This is a genomic window from Vibrio sp. DNB22_10_4 (assembly GCF_052879755.1).
This window is the reverse complement of sequence record NZ_JBNNXW010000020.1, coordinates 35,683-54,479: the sequence shown is the minus strand read 5'-3', so window position 1 is coordinate 54,479 and position 18,797 is coordinate 35,683. Positions and strand designations below refer to the sequence as shown.

The following is an 18,797-nucleotide window of genomic DNA, read 5'->3' as shown; positions in this document are numbered from 1 at the left end:
GATAGCTTTGGGATGACGATAATTTTGATCGTGGTGACTCTATAGCGTGCGTCATTCCTGCGCAGGCAGGAATCTTCTTGAGGCTTGGTGCATGCTTTGAGTAGACCCCTGCCTACGCAGGGGTGACAATAGCTTTAGGATGACGATATCTTTAGATCTGTGTTGCTACGCTCATTGAACAAAAGCTAGCGGAGGAAGTTCTTATGAACTTGGAGATATGATCTTAAGAAGTAGAATGCTACTTACTCTTCATCAAACGCTTCAAACTCAATCCCCATCGCTGTCATCAGCTCTTTCGCTTCTGTTGGGATGTCATCAGGACGGTCTTTTCTTAAATCTTCGTCGGTTGGAAGCGGCTGGCCAGTGTAGGCGTGCAAGAACGCTTCGCACAATAGCTCACTGTTGGTTGCATGGCGTAGGTTATTGATTTGGCGACGAGTACGCTCATCGGTCAATACCTTTAGCACCTTCAGCGGGATAGACACTGTGATTTTTTTTACCTGCTCGCTTTTTTTACCGTGCTCCGCATATGGGCTAATGTATTCACCATTCCAATCTGCCATTACACACCTTCGCTCTGTTAATCATAAATAGTAGTAATAAGTATCCTGCAATTTTAGCGGGATTTACTGCCATAAGCAAAGACATATAGACGTCTAGAAGTGTTGACGTCTCACATTTTGGAAAGTAAAGTGGGGCAACGAATGTGGACATTTATTTTAATGCAATGTTAATTCTTTAACGTTTGTGGCGTTTGCCGGTTCCCATATTACCGGTAAAAGTAGACACTGTGGCTCTAGCCATGCGATTTGAGAAAGGAAGTTTCTATGAGCAATCGGAAGCCAGCGACAATAGCCGTACGTACTGGTATCGAATCGGATACCCAGCATCACGCTGTGGTGCCACCTATTTATCTTTCTACTAACTACGGATTCCCTGCGTTTGGGGAAGTGCCGACTTACGATTACACCCGCTCAGGAAACCCAAACCGAGGTTTACTCGAAACCGCTCTGTATGAGCTGGAATCTGGTAAAGGTGCGGTGGTGACCAACTGTGGTACCTCTGCTCTGAACCTTTGGGTCTCGGCCTTCTTAGGTCCAGAAGACGCCATTATTGCTCCTCACGACTGCTACGGCGGTACATACCGTCTATTCAACACTCGTGCGCAGAAGGGTGACTTCAAGGTTCAGTTTGTTGATCAAAGCGATGAGCAGGCTTTTGATGCCGCGCTTGAGAAAAAACCGAAACTAATCCTACTTGAAACACCATCTAATCCGCTTGTGCGTGTCGTTGATATTGCAGCCGTGTGTGAAAAAGCCAAGAAAGTTGGCGCGCTAGTGGCGGTAGACAATACCTTTTTGACACCTGTGTACCAAAAGCCTCTTGAGCTTGGTGCGGACTTTGTTATCCACTCAACCACCAAATATATCAACGGTCACTCTGATGTGATTGGCGGTGTGGTGATCACTAAGACAGAAGAGCACGCGGAAGAACTAGGCTGGTGGGGCAACTGTATCGGCGCGACGGGCACACCTTTTGATAGTTATATGACGCTGCGCGGTATTCGCACCCTTGGGGCGCGTATGCGTGTTCACGAAGAAAGCGCGCAACAGATCCTCGATTGTCTAAAGCAGCAGTCATTGGTGAAAGTGATTTATCACCCAAGCCTGCCTGAGCACCCAGGTCATGAAATTGCTAAGAAGCAGCAATCTGGTTTTGGCTCTATGCTGAGTTTTGAGTTTGCAGGTAGCTTTGAGCAGCTGAAATATTTTGTCGGTGAGTTGGAGTTATTCTCGCTCGCGGAATCATTGGGCGGTGTAGAAAGTCTGATTTGCCACCCAGCATCTATGACACACCGTGCAATGGGTGAAGAGGCATTGGCAGAAGCGGGCGTATCTCAACAGTTACTTCGCCTCTCTGTTGGCCTAGAAGATGCGCAAGATCTGATTGATGACCTTGCTCAGGCGTTTGAGAAAGCATCTGCGTTTGGAGGATAAGCTGGCATGAATCAAAGCAGTACCCTAAACGGAAAGAGTAACAAGCAGCTGCACAAATTTGGCGGCAGCAGCTTAGCCGATCCTGAGTGTTATCGCCGCGTCGTTTCTATTTTAAAAGACTACTCTAACGAGGAAGACCTCATTGTGGTCTCGGCGGCAGGTAAAACCACCAATCGCCTTATCGAATTTCTTGATGCACTGAACAAAGATGGGCGCATTGCTCATGAACATCTTCAAGCACTGCGTCAGTTTCAGATTGAGCTGGTGGAATCGCTGTTGACTGGTGAAGAAGCAGAAAGCCTTGTCTCTCAGTTGAAAGATGAGTTCAGTACACTGGGTGAGCTTAGCTATCCACTGACCGATGCCGAGCGTGCTGCTGTGCTAGGTCACGGTGAAGTGTGGTCTTCACGCCTTTTAGCGGCGCTGCTTAGACAAAGTGATCTCCCGGCAGTGGCTCAAGATGCAAGAGCGTTTCTACGTGCTGAGTTCGGCACTCAGCCAGAGGTAGATCGCGCTAAATCGTATCCGCTGATTAAAGAAGTATTGGCTCAGCATGCACATCATCGTGTGGTGATTACTGGTTTTATGGCGCAAAGTGAATGCGGTGAAACCGTACTGCTCGGTCGTAATGGCTCCGACTACTCCGCAACTGTGATTGGCGCATTGGCTGAAGTTTCTTGCGTGACTATTTGGAGCGATGTAGCAGGCGTATACAGCGCTGACCCTCGTGTGGTTAATGACGCCTGCTTATTACCATTACTGCGATTGGATGAAGCCAGTGAATTGGCGCGTTTAGCTGCCCCAGTGCTTCACAGTCGTACTCTCCAGCCTGTCGCGCAAAGTGCCATGGATTTGAGTCTTCGCTGCAGTTATCAGCCGGAGTCGGGCTCAACGCGTATTGAACGTGTGCTGGCCTCTGGACGCGGCGCAAAGATTATCACTTCACTTGATGAAGTACTGCTAATTGAGCTTGCATTTGCAGCTGGTCACGACTTTGAGCGTGCTCAAACCGAAGTACTTAACGGTCTTAAGCGTGCGCAATTAGCGCCGTTGGCGTTTGAAGCGCAAGCTGACCAATATCGTCTCCGTCTTGCCTACACCGCAGAGATTGCCTCTGGTGCTCTCACTGAGCTGCAAGATCTGGCGATCGAAGCCGAGATTAAGCTTAAAGAAGGTTACTCCATGCTTGCCGCTGTAGGCGCTGGCGTGACTAAAAACGCCAATCATTGCTTTGGTTTTTATCAGCAGCTAAAACATGCACCAGTGGAGTTTTTCTCAGAAGCTGAGTCGCAATTGAGTCTAGCCGCTGTACTGCGAAAATCAGACATTCAGCCGCTGGTGAAATCGGTACACACTCAGCTGTTCCAAGCGCAAAAGCGCGTTGCGGTGGCGCTGTGTGGTAAAGGTAACATTGGTTCAAGTTGGTTAGAGCTGTTCAAAGAGCAGAAAAGCGAGCTTGAAAAACGTCGCGGCATGAGTTTCAACCTAGTCGCCGTTATCGACAGTCAGACTTATTGGTTTGATGAAGAGGGTATCGATGAGCAACAGGTACTTGCACGCTACGAAGATGAAGCCACTGAATACCAAGGCGACATCTGGCTACAACGTTTAGCTGGACTTCAAGGCTATGACGAAGGTGTGGTTTTAGACGTCACTGCGAGTGCGGCATTAGCAGAAAGATACGTTAGCATTGCTGAGCATGGTCTGCACCTTATCTCAGCAAACAAAGTCGCAGGTTCAGCCCCAAGCAATGATTACCATGCGGTGCAAGATGCGTTTTCGAAAACCGGACGTCACTGGCTTTATAATGCCACGGTGGGCGCAGGGTTACCGATAAACCATACCGTTCGTGACCTGCGTGAAAGTGGTGATGATATCGTCGCGCTATCGGGCATTTTCTCTGGCACCTTGTCTTGGTTGTTCCAGCAATTTGATGGTTCAGTCCCTTTTGCGGAGCTCGTTGATCTCGCGTGGCAACAGGGTCTAACAGAGCCGGATCCCCGTTCTGACCTTGATGGCTCAGATGTGATGCGTAAGTTGGTTATCTTAGCGCGCGAATCGGGCTTGGATATCGAACCTGATGCCGTTGAAGTAGAGTCTTTGGTTCCTGAAGAGCTTGCTGAGTTATCACTCGAAGACTTCTTTGAGAAAGCCTCACTGCTGAGCGAAATCTTGCAAGAGCGCCTAGAAAAAGCTCAGCGCGAAGAGAAAGTGCTGCGTTACGTTGCTCGTCTGGATAGACAAGGTAAAGCGCGCGTAGGGATTGAAGCACTATCGAAAGAGCATGCGCTGGCGAACCTTTTACCTTGTGACAATATCTTCGCGATTGAGAGTAAGTGGTATAAGGATAATCCGTTGGTGATTCGTGGCCCTGGTGCGGGCCGTGAAGTGACGGCTGGGGCGATTCAGTCGGATTTGAATTTGATGTCTAGCTTTTTTTGATTGAGGGCAAAAGCAAGATCAAGAGCTAGACCCCCTCTAGCTCCCCCTATATTAGGGGGAGAATGACGGCTCGCGACTTCGTCGCATTGCCTTTTTAGAGGCGATTAAAAACGCGATGCGCAGCGAGCCTGTAGTTCCTCCCTTTTATAAGGGGAGGCTAGGAGGGGTAAGCGCCAGCGCTGCGAAACTATCAACACCCACCTTAGCCAACTCAACCATCCTCCTCACACCCACCCCACCATCTTCAATTTCCCTAACCCACCACATGAAAAAAATTCATAATCCCTCTATTGACTTTAAAACCTATTCATTTCATTCTGTAGACATATAGACGTCTAAACGTCAAAAATTAAAAATCATCATTTAAAGACAGACAGGTTTTATCTGAGATTGGATGGGATAACCAATCTTGGTGATTAGGGAGAGGACCATGGGATACACACACGCAGGCCACATTGATGCTTTGAACCAGAATATTGCTGAGCTTTCGGACAATATTAATGTTTCATTCGAGTTCTTTCCGCCGAGCACGCCGACAATGGAAGAGACGCTGTGGAAATCGGTTCACCGCCTAAAAACGCTTAAGCCTAAGTTTGTTTCGGTGACTTACGGTGCTAATTCGGGAGAGCGTGATCGTACTCACTCTATCATCAAAGAAATCAAATCAGAGACTGGTCTTGTGGCAGCGCCGCACCTAACTTGTATTGATGCATCACGTGATGAGCTTATCGATATCGCAGAAGATTACTGGGCGAACGGCATCAAGAACATCGTAGCGCTGCGTGGTGATATTCCAGAAGGTGGCGGTCAGCCTGACATGTACGCGTCTGATTTGGTGGAGCTGCTAAAGTCTCGCCATGATTTTGATATCTCAGTGGCAGCCTTCCCAGAAGTTCACCCAGAAGCGAAAAGTGCTCAGGCGGATCTTCTTAACCTAAAACGCAAAGTCGATGCTGGTGCTAACCGTGCGATTACTCAGTTCTTCTTTGATGTTGAAAGCTACCTGCGTTTTCGTGACCGTTGTGTGGCAGCGGGTATTGATGTAGAGATTGTTCCGGGTATTCTGCCAGTGACTAACTTTAAGCAAGCGTCACGTTTTGCAGCAATGAATAAGGTGAAAGTACCTGGTTGGATGCAAAAGCAGTTTGAAGGCCTAGATGATGATCTAATGACGCGTCAGTTGGTAGGCGCTAGCCAAGCCATCGACATGGTTCGTGTACTTAGCCGTGAAGGTGTAAAGGACTTCCACTTCTACACCCTAAACCGTGCAGAGATGACTTACGCACTGTGCCACACGCTCGGTGTTCGTCCAGAAGCATAAATGCTTATTCAATGACAAATAAAAAACGCCAATCTGAAAAGGTTGGCGTTTTTTTATGCGTTAACTAAGAACTGGATTACGCCAGCGCTTCTAGCTCCGCTAGTACCTCTTCTGCCCAGTCTAACCATGCTTGACGTGCAAGTAGGTTACGGCGAAGAGTTAGGCGCTCAAGGCGTGCGTGCTTCTCTAGAGTGCTTGGTGTTGCGTAGTAAGCCGCTTCAATCTCGCGGTAGTGTGCAACCAGCTTCTTCGACTCTTCAATAAGCTCTTCAAGTTGGATGCGGAAAGCAGCAGAAGGCTGAACGGCACAGGCAGCCAGTTTTGCTGAGAACTCATCACGAACGGTTGGGTGTACGGTTGGTTGCTCAAACCACTCGCCAAGCGTGCTGCGACCGGCATCTGTGATTGAGTAAACTTTACGATCCGGTTTGCCTTCTTGAGGTTCAAGCTTGCAAGTAACTAGGGCTTTGTCCGCCATCTTATTCAGTTCGCGGTAGACCTGTTGGTGGCTTGCTTTCCAGAAGTAACCGATGCTAGCAGAAAATTCCTTAGTAATGTCGTAGCCCGTTGCGTCACGAGTGCTTAGGACAGTAAGGATAACGTGTGGTAGTGACATGTCTTAAATCCAAATGGTCAAAATCTTAGTAATAGTTATGTTGTTCTTTTAAGTGCGTTTGTGGTTGAACGATTACACCATGCAAGCGCCTTGGAATCTTGGTTGATTCCAGGAAACTCGCGCAAAGAACAGCGCACCTCGCCAAAGCGGGTGCCAATAACCGTGTTTAAAGCCTTTGTCACCTAGACAGCCACATGAACATGTGACCTGCGCCGTCGACGTCGTATTTTTATTTTTATCGAACAGCGGAGTGTAATTATATCTGAATTATATAAGCAAAAAGTGGAATAGAATGCGATACCACTTCAAAAAACTAACAAAACTCTCAGTAAGTATGCCAGCAAAAATAAAAGGCCGCAATGTGCGACCTTTTGTCTCTTTTGTAAGATAATATATCGTTTAGCCAGTATTTCGCATACCAGCAGCGATGCCTGCGATGGTCACCATGAGTGCTTCTTCTAGCTCTGACTCGGTTTCTTCACTCTGACGAGTACGGTACAGAAGCTCAGCTTGCAGCATGTTGAGTGGCTCAACATAGATGTTGCGCAGGCGAATGGACTCTTGTCCCCAAGGGTCGCTTTGCATTAGGTGGTTGTGGTTTTCTACGTTCAGTACCGCAACGATGTCTTTTTGTAATTGACCACGAAGCTTATCGCCGAGAGGCAACAATTCAGGATCCGCAAGACGCTTATCGTAATAGCGAGAGATTTCCATATTACACTTGGTGTAAACCATCTCTAGCATACCTAGGCGTGTTGAGAAGAATGGCCATTCGCGACACATCTCTTCTAGCAGCGCTTGGTGACCTTTGTCGATAGAATATTGAATCGCTTCACCAGCACCAAGCCATGCAGGCAGTACTAAGCGGTTTTGACTCCATGAGAAGATCCATGGAATCGCACGTAAGCTTTCTACGCCGCCATTCGGGTTACGTTTCGCAGGGCGAGAACCAAGTGGCAGTTTGCCCAGTTCTAGTTCAGGCGTTGCTTGGCGGAAGTAAGGGACAAAATCCGGCTCGCCGCGAACTACTTTACGGTACGCATCGCAAGAGACTTCAGAAAGCACTTCCATTAGGTCGCGCCAATCTTGTTTCGGCTCAGGCGGCGGCATTAGGTTCGCCTCCAGAATGGCACTTGCGTACAGATTGAAACTGTTAACCGCAATTTCTGGTAGACCAAGCTTAAAGCGGATCATCTCGCCTTGCTCAGTCACACGCAGGCCGCCTTTAAGGCTCTTAGGTGGCTGAGACAGCAGGGCAGCGTGCGCTGGCGCACCACCACGACCAATCGTACCGCCACGGCCGTGGAATAGAGTAATATCAATACTTGCTTCTTCACCTACCGCTACCAGTTTTTCCATCGCGCTGTACTGAGCCCAGCCCGCCGCCATTACGCCGGCGTCTTTCGCTGAGTCAGAGTAGCCAATCATCACCATCTGATGGTTTTGGATATAACCACGGTACCAGTCGATCTCGAACAGCTGCTTCATTACCGCTTCTGAGTTGTTCAAATCATCGAGTGTTTCGAACAGTGGGCAGACGTCCATACGGAACTTACAGCCACACTCTTGAAGGATAAGGTGAACGGCTAGAACGTCAGAAGCCGTGCGTGCCATAGAGATAACATAAGCACCAAACGCTTCACGCGATTGTGATGCGATCACACGGCAGGTATCGAGAACTTCTTGTACTGGCTCTGAAGGTTCCCAGTCGCGTGGTAGCAGTGGGCGCTTCGAGCTTAGCTCGTTAATTAGGAATGAAACCTTGTCTTGCTCGCTCCACTGATCGTAGTCGCCTAGACCTAAGTGGCGCGTTAGCTCAGAGATGACATCTGAGTGACGTGTGCTTTCTTGGCGAATATCGAGGCGTACTAGGTGAACACCGAATGCCTTCACGCGGCGAAGTGTGTCGAGTAGAGAGCCATCGGCGATGATTGCCATACCACTTTCGCGAAGTGACTTGTAGCAAGCCATGAGCGGCTCCCAAAGCTGGGAGATGTCTTCAAGGATTGGCTTGTTTGGCACATCTTGATGGTTAATTTGCGCTTCGAGCACTTCCATGGTGTTCACAAGAAGCTTGCGAACTGGTTTTAGGATAGCGCGGTACGGTTCGTGTGCATCGCCCGCAAGATCGCGAACTTGGTCACTACACTTAACCATGGAAAGCTCAGTGATAAGCTCTTGGAAGTCTTTTAGGTAAAGCTCAGCCGCTTTCCAGCGTGACAGTAGCATCACTTCGCGAGTGATTTTGTGCGTAACAAATGGGTTGCCGTCGCGGTCACCGCCCATCCAAGATGAGAAGTGTACTGGGCACGCATCAATAGGTAACCCTTCGCCTAGATAGCCTTTCAAGCGATCATCAAACTCACGTAAGAACTCAGGAACCGCATCCCATAGTGAGTTCTCAACTACGGCAAAGCCCCATTTCGCTTCATCGAGAGGCGTTGGACGTTGTTGGCGAATCACATCTGAGTGCCAGCTTTGTGAGATAAGCTGCTCTAAACGACGCTCGGTTTTCTTGCGCTCTTTATCTGACAGCTCGTTAAGTTCTAGCTTAGAGAGACACTCGTTGATTTTGACCAGTTTGTTGATCATGGTGCGGCGAGTGATTTCTGTCGGGTGAGCAGTCAGTACGAGCTCAATGTTGAGGTCACGAACGGCCTGAATGGTGTCAAACTTGCTGACATCTTGCTGGCTAAGTTTAGAAAATAGCGAGTAGATTGGATCTGGTTCACAGACATCGGCTTCGCAGCTGCGCGAGATCGTGTGGTATTGATCGGCGATGTTGGTGAGGTTTAGGAACTGGTTAAATGCGCGAGCGACAGGGGTCAGTTGCTCATTTGGCAGGCTCTTAATCTCTTCAATGAGAATGTCACGATCGGCTTCATTGCCTGCGCGTACTACGGATTTAGAAAGTTTACGAATCTTCTCCACTTTCTCTAAGATCTCGTCTCCATGCGCTTCCTTGATGGTGTTACCCAACAGGTGCCCTAGCATCCTAACATTGCTCTTCAATGGGGCATATTTTTCGTTCATAGTCGTCCTGCCTTGTAATTTAACTACATCCGTTATTCCTTATCAGCCTCACAATCTAGCGAAAAATGTTAGTGCGAGTCAAATAAAGTAAACCAAGTTTGCATTTATCGTGCTGGCACGAAAAACGCACACTTGGTCGAGTTAAAAGGTTGAATTGTTGAAAATTTATTACAGAATATGGTTTATTCGAAGCAATACTGCCTCATTGCTTTGGCTAAGACATTGATGGTCGGATCAATAAAATCAAAGCTTAAGAACTCATCAGGCTGGTGGGCTTGGTCTATTGAGCCAGGGCCGAGCACTAAGGTTGGGCACAGCTGCTGCAAAAATGGTGCTTCGGTACAATAGTTGACCGTTTCTGATGGGGTTTCACACAATGTTTCCATTCCACCAACAAATGGGTGTTTATGGTCGCACTCATACCCAGGGATTGGTTCGTGCAGAGCGGTAATGGTTAATCGCCCTGGCCATTTTGCTTCCACTTCTTTGAGTGCATCACGCAGTAGGTTATCCAAACCATCTAAACTTATGCCGGGCAGCGGTCTAACATCGTAATGCAGCTCACAGCAGCCACAAATTCGGTTGGCGCTGTCGCCGCCATGAATATGACCAAGGTTAAGGGTAGGGCTAGGGATAGCGAAACCAGGGTGGTGATACTCTTTCACTAGCTTGTCACGCAGCTTCATCATTGCGTACATGACTTCATGCATGATTTCGATGGCATTAACGCCTAAAGCAGGATCGGAAGAGTGTCCAGACTTGCCCGTCACTCGAATCGCATTGGCTACATGACCTTTATGGCCACGAATCGGTACTAGGCTGGTGGGTTCGCCAATGATGCAGTAATCCGGTTTGAACGGCGCGTTGTCGGTAAAGTGCCTTGCGCCCAGCATAGTGGTTTCTTCATCACAGGTTGCCAGCACGTAAAGCGGTTTGGTTTGCTTGCTCCAGTCGATTTTCTTGACGGCTTCGTAGATAAACGCGAAGAAGCCTTTCATATCCGCGGTGCCCAAGCCGTAGAAGCGATTGTTGGCTTCGGTCAGGTCATGCGGGTTGAAACTCCAGCGACCTTCATCAAATGGCACGGTATCACTGTGACCTGCCAACAGTAGACCGCCTTCGCCTTGTCCCTTCTTGGCAATCATATTGAACTTGTTCGGTTCAACCTCGATGACCTCAACCTCAAAACCTAGGTCTTTCATCCATGTCGCCAGCTTTTCGATCACCTTCTCGTTGCCTTGATCCCAGCTTGGGTCAGTGGAGCTAATCGAAGGTGTGCTGATCAGGCCTTTGTAGACCTCTAAAAAACTAGGTAATTGCATATTATCTTCGCTTCTACTGTTGACAGATTAATCTTAAGACTGTAAAACACATATTAAATCATAATTAATGAATAAAAAATCAATTAATGGCATTTTTACTATATTTATAATCATTAATTGCAGTTTTTACTAACAACGTTAAATCGACTTACTTACGGAATCATAGTCATGCTAAAAACTACCATTATTGGCGCAACAGGTTACACAGGAGCGGAACTGGCTCTGATGGTGACCAAACACCCAGAGCTCACGCTATCAGGTTTGTACGTGTCCGCCAATAGTGTCGATGCTGGCAAACCGATTTCGCAGTTGCATGGTAAGTTGGCTGGCTTAGTTGAAATGCCAGTGCAGCCGCTGGTCGATGTGCAAAAAGCGGCAAGCGAGTGTGACATTGTATTTTTGGCAACAGCCCACGAAGTGAGCCACGATTTGGCGCCGGTGTTTTTGGCACAAGGTTGCCAAGTGTTTGACCTATCAGGCGCTTATCGTGTGAAAGCCGATGACTTTTATACCACCTTCTATGGTTTTGAGCATCAGCACGAAAACTGGTTGGACAAGGCGGTGTATGGTCTTGCCGAGTGGAATGCGAAACAGATTGAAAGCGCGCAGCTCGTGGCAGTACCGGGTTGCTACCCAACGGCTTCACAACTGGCGATTAAACCACTACTGGAAGCTGGCCTTGTGGATAGCACTATGTGGCCAGTTATCAACGCAACCAGTGGTGTTACTGGTGCTGGTCGTAAAGCGTCGATGACCAACAGCTTTTGCGAAGTCAGCCTTCAGCCTTATGGCATTTTTAATCACAGGCACCAACCAGAGATTGCAACGCATTTGGGTTGTGATGTGATTTTTACTCCACATCTAGGCAACTTTAAGCGTGGCATCTTGGCGACTATCACCATGAAGCTCAATGAAGGCGTGACTGAGGAGCAGGTCGCCACAGCATTTGCGACAGCCTATGAAGGCAAACCAGGCGTGCGCGTCAAAGGGGAAACTATCCCAAGAATTCAAGATGTTGAGAACACGCCATTCTGCGATATCGGTTATAAGGTTCAAGGCCAACACATCATCGTAGTGTCGGCGATTGATAACTTGCTAAAAGGTGCATCGAGTCAAGCGATGCAGTGTTTGAATATCAAAAATCAGTTTGCACAGCTAACCGCGTTGGTTTAGTCGAGGAGAGCAGCATGAGTCAGCAAAATACACCATTAGTGATCAAGTTAGGCGGCGCGGCACTGTCGTGCTCAGATACGCTTGGACAACTATTTAAGGCTATCTCTGATTACAGCCAGCAAGCGCAGCGAAGTATCGTCATTGTTCACGGTGGCGGTTATCTCGTCGATGACCTAATGAAGAAGCTCGACCTGCCAACCGTTAAGAAGCAAGGCTTGCGCGTGACCCCTTATGACCAGATCCCTTTGATTGCGGGCGCGCTTGCGGGGACTGCAAATAAGCTACTACAAGGCGATGCGATTAAAGCGGGCCTTAATGCGGTAGGTTTGAGCCTTGCTGACGGCGGTCTTTGTGACGTGATTGAGCTAGACCCTGAGCTTGGCGCGGTAGGCAATGCCAAACCGGGTAACCCAGCGGTTCTTCAAGCGGTTCTGGCTGCTGGTGCGCTGCCAATCATTAGCTCAATCGGTCTAGATAGCCAAGGTCAGCTGATGAACGTTAATGCCGACCAAGCGGCAGTGGCAGTGGCTGGCGCATTGGATGCAGAATTAGTGCTGTTGTCTGATGTGAGCGGCGTGCTGGATGGCAAAGGTCATCTGCTACCAAGTCTGACTAAGCAAGAAGCGGATGCGCTGATTGAAGGCAAAGTCATTACCGATGGCATGATTGTTAAGGTGCAAGCCGCACTGGAAGCGGCCAACGACCTAGGTCGCCCTATTGAAGTGGCGACATGGCGATACCCTGAAAAATTAGTCGAATTGTTTGCGGGTAAGAGTATCGGCACACAGTTCGTCCCAAACTAAATTATTAGCAAGTAAATCAAATTTACGATTAACGAATTTAAAGTGAAGTAACCCCGAGAAGCTGACCGCCAAAATCAGGCTCGGACAAGGAGAGAGACATGAGTAAACCATCTGTAAAAAAAGTTGTTGTTGCCTACTCTGGCGGTCTAGATACGTCAGTGATCATCCCATGGCTAAAAGAGAACTACGACTGTGAAGTTGTCGCATTCGTTGCTGATGTAGGTCAAGGCGAAGAAGAGCTTGTAGGCATCGAAGAAAAAGCGAAAGCGTCAGGCGCTTCTGAGTGTTACATCGCGGACCTAAAAGAAGAAATGGTCGCTGACTACATCTTCCCAACGCTAAAAACGGGCGCGTACTACGAAGGTAAATACCTGCTAGGTACATCAATGGCGCGTCCGATCATTGCTAAAGCTCAGGTTGAAGTGGCGCGTAAAGTCGGTGCTGATGCACTGTGCCACGGTTGTACCGGTAAAGGTAATGACCAAGTACGTTTTGAGGGTGCATTTGCAGCTCTAGCCCCAGACCTAACTGTGATTGCGCCTTGGCGTGAGTGGGATCTCGTCAGCCGTGAAGAGTGTCTAGATTACCTAGCGGAGCGCAACATCCCTTGCAGCGCATCACTGACTAAGATCTATTCACGTGATGCAAACGCATGGCACATCTCAACAGAAGGCGGCGTTCTAGAAGATACATGGAATGCGCCAAACGATGATTGCTGGGCATGGACAGTGGATCCTGAGCAAGCGCCTGATCAAGCAGAATACGTGACGCTAGAAGTATCAAAAGGCGAAGTGGTTGCCGTTGACGGTGAGAAGATGACGCCATACAACGCTCTGGTTTACCTAAACGAGAAAGGCGTGAAGCACGGCGTTGGTCGTATCGATATCGTTGAAAACCGTCTGGTCGGTATGAAGTCTCGTGGCTGCTACGAAACGCCAGGAGGCACCATCATGATGGAAGCACTGCGTGCGGTTGAGCAGCTAGTGCTGGATAAAACATCGTTTGAGTTCCGTGAAGAGCTAGGCGTGAAAGCCTCACACCTTGTTTATGACGGCCGTTGGTTCACTCCTCTTTGTAAGTCTATCTTGGCGGCGTCGGAAGAGCTGGCACAAGACGTGAACGGCGAAGTTGTGGTTAAGCTTTACAAAGGTCAGGCGATTGTGACTCAGAAACGCAGCGTAAACAGCTTGTACTCAGAAGAGTTCGCAACGTTCGGTGAAGATGAAGTGTACGACCAAAGCCACGCTGAAGGCTTCATCCGTCTTTACTCGCTATCAAGCCGTATCAGAGCGTTGAACGAAGCGAAGAAAAAATAACATCGCTTCATCATACTGATTGAAATCTAGAAACCCATTTGTTATCAAATGGGTTTCTTTTTATTTGGACGATAAAATTGGGCGACAAAAACCTGAAATAGCATCGCTTTGAATATTTATGTGAAATAAGTGAATTTTTACTTTATTTTTAATTCGGTTTGTCGTACCTTGAACCCTATCAACAAAGACACTGAGTTGCATTTAATTCACTCAGCGAGAATAGCGGTTTATTCTTACAATAAGTAACCATAGAAGCAGCGACGCAGACTGAGCAGTTAGGAGAGACACGATGGCATTATGGGGCGGAAGATTTACCCAAGCAGCAGATACGAGATTCAAAGACTTCAATGATTCATTGCGCTTTGATTACCGACTTGCTGAGCAAGACATTGTTGGCTCAATTGCTTGGTCAAAGGCGTTGGTTTCAGTCGGTGTTCTTACTGAAGATGAACAGCAGAAGCTAGAGCTAGCACTGAACGAGCTTAAACTCGAAGTGATGGAAAATCCAAAGCAGATCCTAAGATCGGATGCGGAAGATATCCATAGCTGGGTTGAGCAACAGCTGATTGGCAAAGTGGGCGACCTAGGTAAGAAGCTGCACACCGGCCGTTCTCGTAACGACCAAGTGGCGACCGACCTGAAACTTTGGTGTCGTCAGCAAGGTCAGCAACTTCTGCTTGGTCTCGACAGACTGCAGTCGCAGATGGTTGAGGTCGCAAGAGCTCACCAAGATACCGTTCTGCCTGGTTATACCCACCTTCAACGTGCTCAGCCTGTGACGTTTGCTCATTGGTGTTTAGCGTACGTTGAGATGTTTGAGCGTGATTACTCTCGTTTAGATGATGCGATTAAGCGTTTAGATACCTGTCCACTAGGTTCAGGTGCGCTAGCGGGTACGGCTTACCCAATGGATCGTGAGCAGCTAGCTCATAATCTTGGTTTCAGAAGAGCGACACGCAACAGCTTGGACTCGGTATCCGACCGTGACCACGTGATGGAGCTGATGTCTATCGCCTCTATCTCTATGCTGCACCTATCGCGTCTGGCTGAAGATATGATCTTCTACAACTCAGGTGAGTCGAACTTCATTGAACTTGCGGACACCGTGACGTCTGGCTCTTCTCTGATGCCTCAGAAAAAGAACCCAGATGCTCTAGAGCTTATCCGTGGTAAAACCGGTCGTGTTTATGGCTCGCTAGCTAGCATGATGATGACAGTGAAAGCCCTGCCACTTGCGTACAACAAAGATATGCAAGAAGACAAAGAAGGTCTGTTCGATGCGCTCGATACTTGGAGTGACTGCATGGAAATGGCCGCGCTGTGTTTCGATGGTATCAAGGTAAACGGCGAGCGTACGCTAGAAGCAGCGAAGCAAGGTTATGCAAACTCTACCGAGCTTGCGGATTACCTAGTTGCTAAAGGTATTCCATTCCGTGAAGCGCACCATATTGTAGGTGTGGCGGTCGTCAGTGCGATTGCCAAAGGCTGCGCACTAGAAGAGCTCTCCATTGAAGAGCTCAAAGAGTTCTCTTCAGTGATTGAGAAAGATGTTTATGACATCCTAACGATTGAGAGCTGCCTAGAGAAACGTAATGCCCTAGGTGGTGTCGCGCCGCAGCAAGTCGCTTACGCGGTAGATCAAGCTGAGAAACGTCTAACAGCGCGTGATAACTCGGCAGTGAAAGTGCGCTCTGCTCGTCTGACGGACATCGATGCACTAGAGAGCATGGTGGCTTACTGGGCGAACCTGGGTGAAAATCTACCTCGTAGTCGTAACGAACTGGTACGTGACATTGGCTCATTCGCCGTCGCAGAACATCATGGTGAAGTCACCGGTTGTGCATCGCTCTACGTGTATGACTCAGGACTTGCAGAGATCCGCTCTCTAGGTGTTGAAGCAGGCTGGCAAGGTCAAGGGCAGGGCACGGCGATTGTTCAGCACTTGGTAGAGAAAGCACGTAAGATGGCGATTAAGAAAGTGTTCGTTCTGACTCGTACGCCAGAGTTCTTTATGAAGCACGACTTCATTCCAACATCGAAGACGCTGTTGCCTGAGAAAGTTCTGAAAGACTGTGACCAATGTCCGAGACAGCATGCTTGTGATGAGGTGGCGTTGGAAGTGAACTTGGTAGAGCAAATTATTGCCAAGATGAACGTTGCTTAAGTCATTGAAAAGTAGGCGAGTAACGAAAAGATCGGAAAAGTTTTAAAAAAAGATCATTTTTCTGGGAACAAACAAGAAAAGGCACGGTCTATTAAAGTACCACTGCTTTTTCTTAGAAGAATCTAAGAAGGCCCCGAACCAAGGTTGGTTACGGGGCTTTTTTCTTTTTGGTGCTTTTCAAATTTCTTTCCCCAGTCTCAACCTTTCACTTTCGATTAATCTAATCATTTGATTTTGCCTGCAGCGGAGAAAAACTTCGGTTCGCCAAGCATGTCACAATGTTGGCGTGTTGCTTGCGCTTGGTATCCGATAGAATATGCCTTCCTGTTTCAGCCCTATCGTTCGGATAGCCCAAAAAAGAGCAATAACATTATGATTGAACGCCTTCATACTAAAGAGCGCATGAGCCGTATCGTTAAACACAATGGCACCATTTACCTTTGTGGTCAGGTGTGTGCAGACGCGACTAAAGACATTACTGAACAGACGCAAACCATGCTCGATAAGGTCGAGGCTCTGCTACTTGAAGCGGGCAGCGACAAGCAGCATATGCTGTCTGCGACCATCTACCTTAAAGACATGCAAGATTTCCAAGCAATGAACGCGGTATGGGACGCATGGGTACCAGCAGGCCATGCGCCAGCACGTGCTTGTGTCACTGGCGATATGGCTCGTGAAGCCTTGCTGGTAGAGATCTCTGTGATTGCTGCTGATATTGCTAGCTAGCAATTGGCAGGTAGAAAAACAAAAAATGCGAGCCAGTTGGCTCGCATTTTTTTATAGGTAAGAAGCTTAACCTAAATAAGCTTCTAGCTCTTCACTACCACCAATATGCTTACCACCGATAAACACCTGCGGTACGGTCGTGCGGCCGCTGATTGCACGTAGAGTCACTGTGGTTGCATCTTTGCCCAACACAATTTCTTCATACTGAAGGTTGTGGTCAATCAGGTTTTGCTTCGCTTTCATGCAGAATGGGCAACCTGGCTTAGAGAATACCGTGATGGATTCTTGAGTTTTGTAGCTTGGCGCGATGTAGTTCAGCATGGTGTCTGCATCAGATACCTTGAACGGGTCGCCTGGCTCGTTTGGCTCGATAAACATCTTCTCTACTACGCCGTTTTTCACCAACATGCTGTAGCGCCATGAACGCTTGCCAAAACCAAGGTCGTTTTTCTCAACCAACATACCCATGCCATCGGTGAAGTCACCGTTACCATCAGGAATGAAGGTAATGTTTTCTGCTTCTTGATCTGACTTCCATGCGTTCATAACGAAGGTGTCGTTTACCGATACACATAGGATTTCATCCACGCCGTGGTCTTTGAATACTGAGAATAGCTCGTTGTAACGTGGTAAGTGGCTTGATGAACATGTCGGTGTAAAAGCACCAGGTAGGCTGAAAACAATAACCGTCTTGTCTTTAAAAAGCTCATCTGTTGTTACGTTGACCCATGCATCACCCTGACGAGTTGGAAATGTCACTTGAGGTACCGCTTGGCCTTCTTTAGATGCAAACATACTAATGTCCTTTTGGATAATTAAATTCTTGTGAGTCTAGCGTTGCTAACAGAGAGTAGCGTTTATCGCTTTGCTTCGTTGGGACTATTATCAAAAAAATGGTTTGATAGTTCTAATCGTTTATTGTTATGGTATCGATAGTCAAATTCTATCGGAGCAAGCGATGAACATTCGTGATTTTGAATACCTAGTAGCCCTGGCTGAGCACAAGCACTTCCGCAAAGCAGCAGAAGCCTGTTTTGTTAGTCAGCCGACACTAAGTGGTCAGATCCGCAAATTGGAAGATGAGATTGGTACCTCATTGCTAGAGCGCAGTAGTCGCCGAGTGTTATTTACGGATGCCGGTTTGCAGTTGGTTGAGCAAGCAAAGCGTATCCTTAAGGAAGTAAAGACGTTTCGTGAGATGGCTGCGGGGCAAAGCGGTGAGATGATGGGGCCGATGCATATTGGCTTTATTCCCACGGTGGGTCCATATCTACTCCCTCGCATAGTACCAAAGCTGAAAGAGTCATTTCCCGACCTTGAACTTTTCTTGCATGAGGCTCAAACACATCAATTGGTAAGACAGTTGGAAGAAGGTAAGCTCGATTGTTTAGTGCTGGCGTCAGTCCCAGAAACTGCACCATTTAAAGAGATTGAAGTCTTTAATGAGCCAATGAGTATTGCTGTGCCATGCGATCACGCTTGGGCAAAACGCGATGAGATAGAGATGGATGAGCTGAAAGGGCAAACGGTGCTGTCACTCGGTGATGGACACTGCCTGCGAGACCAAGCCCTAGGCTTCTGTTTTGCAGCTGGTGCGACAGATGATGAACGATTTAAAGCAACCAGCTTAGAGACGCTGCGTAACATGGTGGCGGCAGGGGCAGGTATTACGCTGCTGCCTGAGTTGTCTCTTCCTAAAGAGAAGGAAAAGGATGGTGTGTGTTACGTGACTGCGGTGAATCCGACGCCGTCTCGCAGTATTGTTTTAGCATATCGCCCAGGCTCGCCGCTGCGTGCGCGTTTTGAGAAATTGGCGGAGTCGATTAGTCGTTATCTTAGTGCTTAGTGCTGAAATTCAGATGATAAAAAAGGGGCTTAGCGCCC

Annotated in this window: 14 protein-coding genes; 9 read left to right on the top strand and 5 right to left on the bottom strand. The window is 48.1% G+C overall.

Annotation, left to right across the window (positions count from 1 at the left end; translation table 11 throughout):
• Window positions 1-242 precede the first annotated feature (242 nt).
• Window positions 243-563 (bottom strand): met regulon transcriptional regulator MetJ, encoded by a 321-nt coding sequence (gene metJ, locus ACVA6Q_RS23150; protein ID WP_006071165.1) that lies wholly within the window; start codon window positions 561-563, stop codon window positions 243-245.
• Window positions 564-827: 264 nt separating this feature from the next.
• Here metJ and ACVA6Q_RS23145 point away from each other — a divergent pair, with 264 nt between their 5' ends.
• The 3 genes from ACVA6Q_RS23145 to metF all read left to right on the top strand — a co-directional run bounded on the left by ACVA6Q_RS23145 (window position 828) and on the right by metF (window position 5,760).
• Window positions 828-1,997: an O-succinylhomoserine (thiol)-lyase gene (locus tag ACVA6Q_RS23145; RefSeq protein WP_446649060.1), complete on the top strand. Its 1,170-nt coding sequence runs from the start codon at window positions 828-830 to the stop codon at window positions 1,995-1,997.
• Window positions 1,998-2,003: 6 nt separating this feature from the next.
• A complete protein-coding gene (locus tag ACVA6Q_RS23140) occupies window positions 2,004-4,439 on the top strand; it encodes a bifunctional aspartate kinase/homoserine dehydrogenase II (RefSeq protein WP_446649059.1) in 2,436 nt (811 codons plus the stop codon).
• Window positions 4,440-4,869: 430 nt separating this feature from the next.
• Window positions 4,870-5,760 carry a methylenetetrahydrofolate reductase gene (gene metF, locus ACVA6Q_RS23135; RefSeq protein ID WP_042477154.1) on the top strand — a complete coding sequence of 297 codons (891 nt, stop codon included), beginning with the start codon at window positions 4,870-4,872 and terminating at the stop codon, window positions 5,758-5,760.
• Window positions 5,761-5,836: 76 nt separating this feature from the next.
• Here the strand turns inward: metF and ACVA6Q_RS23130 are convergent, their stop codons facing one another.
• The 3 genes from ACVA6Q_RS23130 to argE form a co-directional block, all read right to left on the bottom strand.
• On the bottom strand, window positions 5,837-6,376 hold the full coding sequence (locus ACVA6Q_RS23130; protein WP_446649058.1) for a PadR family transcriptional regulator: 540 nt from the start codon (window positions 6,374-6,376) through the stop codon (window positions 5,837-5,839).
• A gap of 399 nt (window positions 6,377-6,775) precedes the next feature.
• Window positions 6,776-9,409: a phosphoenolpyruvate carboxylase gene (gene ppc, locus ACVA6Q_RS23125; protein WP_446649057.1), complete on the bottom strand. Its 2,634-nt coding sequence runs from the start codon at window positions 9,407-9,409 to the stop codon at window positions 6,776-6,778.
• Between the two features lie 182 nt (window positions 9,410-9,591).
• Window positions 9,592-10,731, bottom strand: coding sequence for an acetylornithine deacetylase (gene argE / locus ACVA6Q_RS23120; RefSeq protein WP_446649056.1), 1,140 nt, complete (start codon window positions 10,729-10,731; stop codon window positions 9,592-9,594).
• Between the two features lie 168 nt (window positions 10,732-10,899).
• Here argE and argC point away from each other — a divergent pair, with 168 nt between their 5' ends.
• From argC to ACVA6Q_RS23095, 5 genes are all read left to right on the top strand, one after another.
• On the top strand, window positions 10,900-11,904 hold the full coding sequence (argC, locus tag ACVA6Q_RS23115) for an N-acetyl-gamma-glutamyl-phosphate reductase (protein ID WP_353497705.1): 1,005 nt from the start codon (window positions 10,900-10,902) through the stop codon (window positions 11,902-11,904).
• Between the two features lie 14 nt (window positions 11,905-11,918).
• Window positions 11,919-12,707 carry an acetylglutamate kinase gene (gene argB, locus ACVA6Q_RS23110; protein ID WP_446649055.1) on the top strand — a complete coding sequence of 263 codons (789 nt, stop codon included), beginning with the start codon at window positions 11,919-11,921 and terminating at the stop codon, window positions 12,705-12,707.
• 98 nt (window positions 12,708-12,805) lie between these two features.
• Window positions 12,806-14,023 (top strand): argininosuccinate synthase, encoded by a 1,218-nt coding sequence (locus ACVA6Q_RS23105; RefSeq protein ID WP_446649054.1) that lies wholly within the window; start codon window positions 12,806-12,808, stop codon window positions 14,021-14,023.
• A gap of 289 nt (window positions 14,024-14,312) precedes the next feature.
• Window positions 14,313-16,187 (top strand): argininosuccinate lyase, encoded by a 1,875-nt coding sequence (gene argH, locus ACVA6Q_RS23100; RefSeq protein WP_446649053.1) that lies wholly within the window; start codon window positions 14,313-14,315, stop codon window positions 16,185-16,187.
• A 372-nt stretch (window positions 16,188-16,559) separates the two neighbouring features.
• Window positions 16,560-16,913: a RidA family protein gene (locus ACVA6Q_RS23095; RefSeq protein ID WP_446649052.1), complete on the top strand. Its 354-nt coding sequence runs from the start codon at window positions 16,560-16,562 to the stop codon at window positions 16,911-16,913.
• A gap of 66 nt (window positions 16,914-16,979) precedes the next feature.
• On the opposite strand, the gene ACVA6Q_RS23090 is transcribed toward ACVA6Q_RS23095, so the two are convergent.
• Window positions 16,980-17,708, bottom strand: a complete 729-nt coding sequence (locus ACVA6Q_RS23090; protein WP_446649051.1) for a redoxin family protein — start codon at window positions 17,706-17,708, stop codon at window positions 16,980-16,982.
• Window positions 17,709-17,871: 163 nt separating this feature from the next.
• Between ACVA6Q_RS23090 and oxyR the strand changes: the two genes are divergently transcribed.
• Window positions 17,872-18,759, top strand: a complete 888-nt coding sequence (gene oxyR / locus ACVA6Q_RS23085; protein WP_446649050.1) for a DNA-binding transcriptional regulator OxyR — start codon at window positions 17,872-17,874, stop codon at window positions 18,757-18,759.
• Window positions 18,760-18,797 lie beyond the last annotated feature (38 nt).

Bases quoted from the DNA above. Each gene is read 5' to 3' on its own strand.
- metJ (WP_006071165.1), bottom strand. From the start codon at position 563: ATGGCAGATTGGAATGGTGAATACATTAGCCCATATGCGGAGCACGGT.
- ACVA6Q_RS23145 (WP_446649060.1), top strand. From the start codon at position 828: ATGAGCAATCGGAAGCCAGCGACAATAGCCGTACGTACTGGTATCGAA.
- ACVA6Q_RS23140 (WP_446649059.1), top strand. From the start codon at position 2,004: ATGAATCAAAGCAGTACCCTAAACGGAAAGAGTAACAAGCAGCTGCAC.
- metF (WP_042477154.1), top strand. From the start codon at position 4,870: ATGGGATACACACACGCAGGCCACATTGATGCTTTGAACCAGAATATT.
- ACVA6Q_RS23130 (WP_446649058.1), bottom strand. From the start codon at position 6,376: ATGTCACTACCACACGTTATCCTTACTGTCCTAAGCACTCGTGACGCA.
- ppc (WP_446649057.1), bottom strand. From the start codon at position 9,409: ATGAACGAAAAATATGCCCCATTGAAGAGCAATGTTAGGATGCTAGGG.
- argE (WP_446649056.1), bottom strand. From the start codon at position 10,731: ATGCAATTACCTAGTTTTTTAGAGGTCTACAAAGGCCTGATCAGCACA.
- argC (WP_353497705.1), top strand. From the start codon at position 10,900: ATGCTAAAAACTACCATTATTGGCGCAACAGGTTACACAGGAGCGGAA.
- argB (WP_446649055.1), top strand. From the start codon at position 11,919: ATGAGTCAGCAAAATACACCATTAGTGATCAAGTTAGGCGGCGCGGCA.
- ACVA6Q_RS23105 (WP_446649054.1), top strand. From the start codon at position 12,806: ATGAGTAAACCATCTGTAAAAAAAGTTGTTGTTGCCTACTCTGGCGGT.
- argH (WP_446649053.1), top strand. From the start codon at position 14,313: ATGGCATTATGGGGCGGAAGATTTACCCAAGCAGCAGATACGAGATTC.
- ACVA6Q_RS23095 (WP_446649052.1), top strand. From the start codon at position 16,560: ATGATTGAACGCCTTCATACTAAAGAGCGCATGAGCCGTATCGTTAAA.
- ACVA6Q_RS23090 (WP_446649051.1), bottom strand. From the start codon at position 17,708: ATGTTTGCATCTAAAGAAGGCCAAGCGGTACCTCAAGTGACATTTCCA.
- oxyR (WP_446649050.1), top strand. From the start codon at position 17,872: ATGAACATTCGTGATTTTGAATACCTAGTAGCCCTGGCTGAGCACAAG.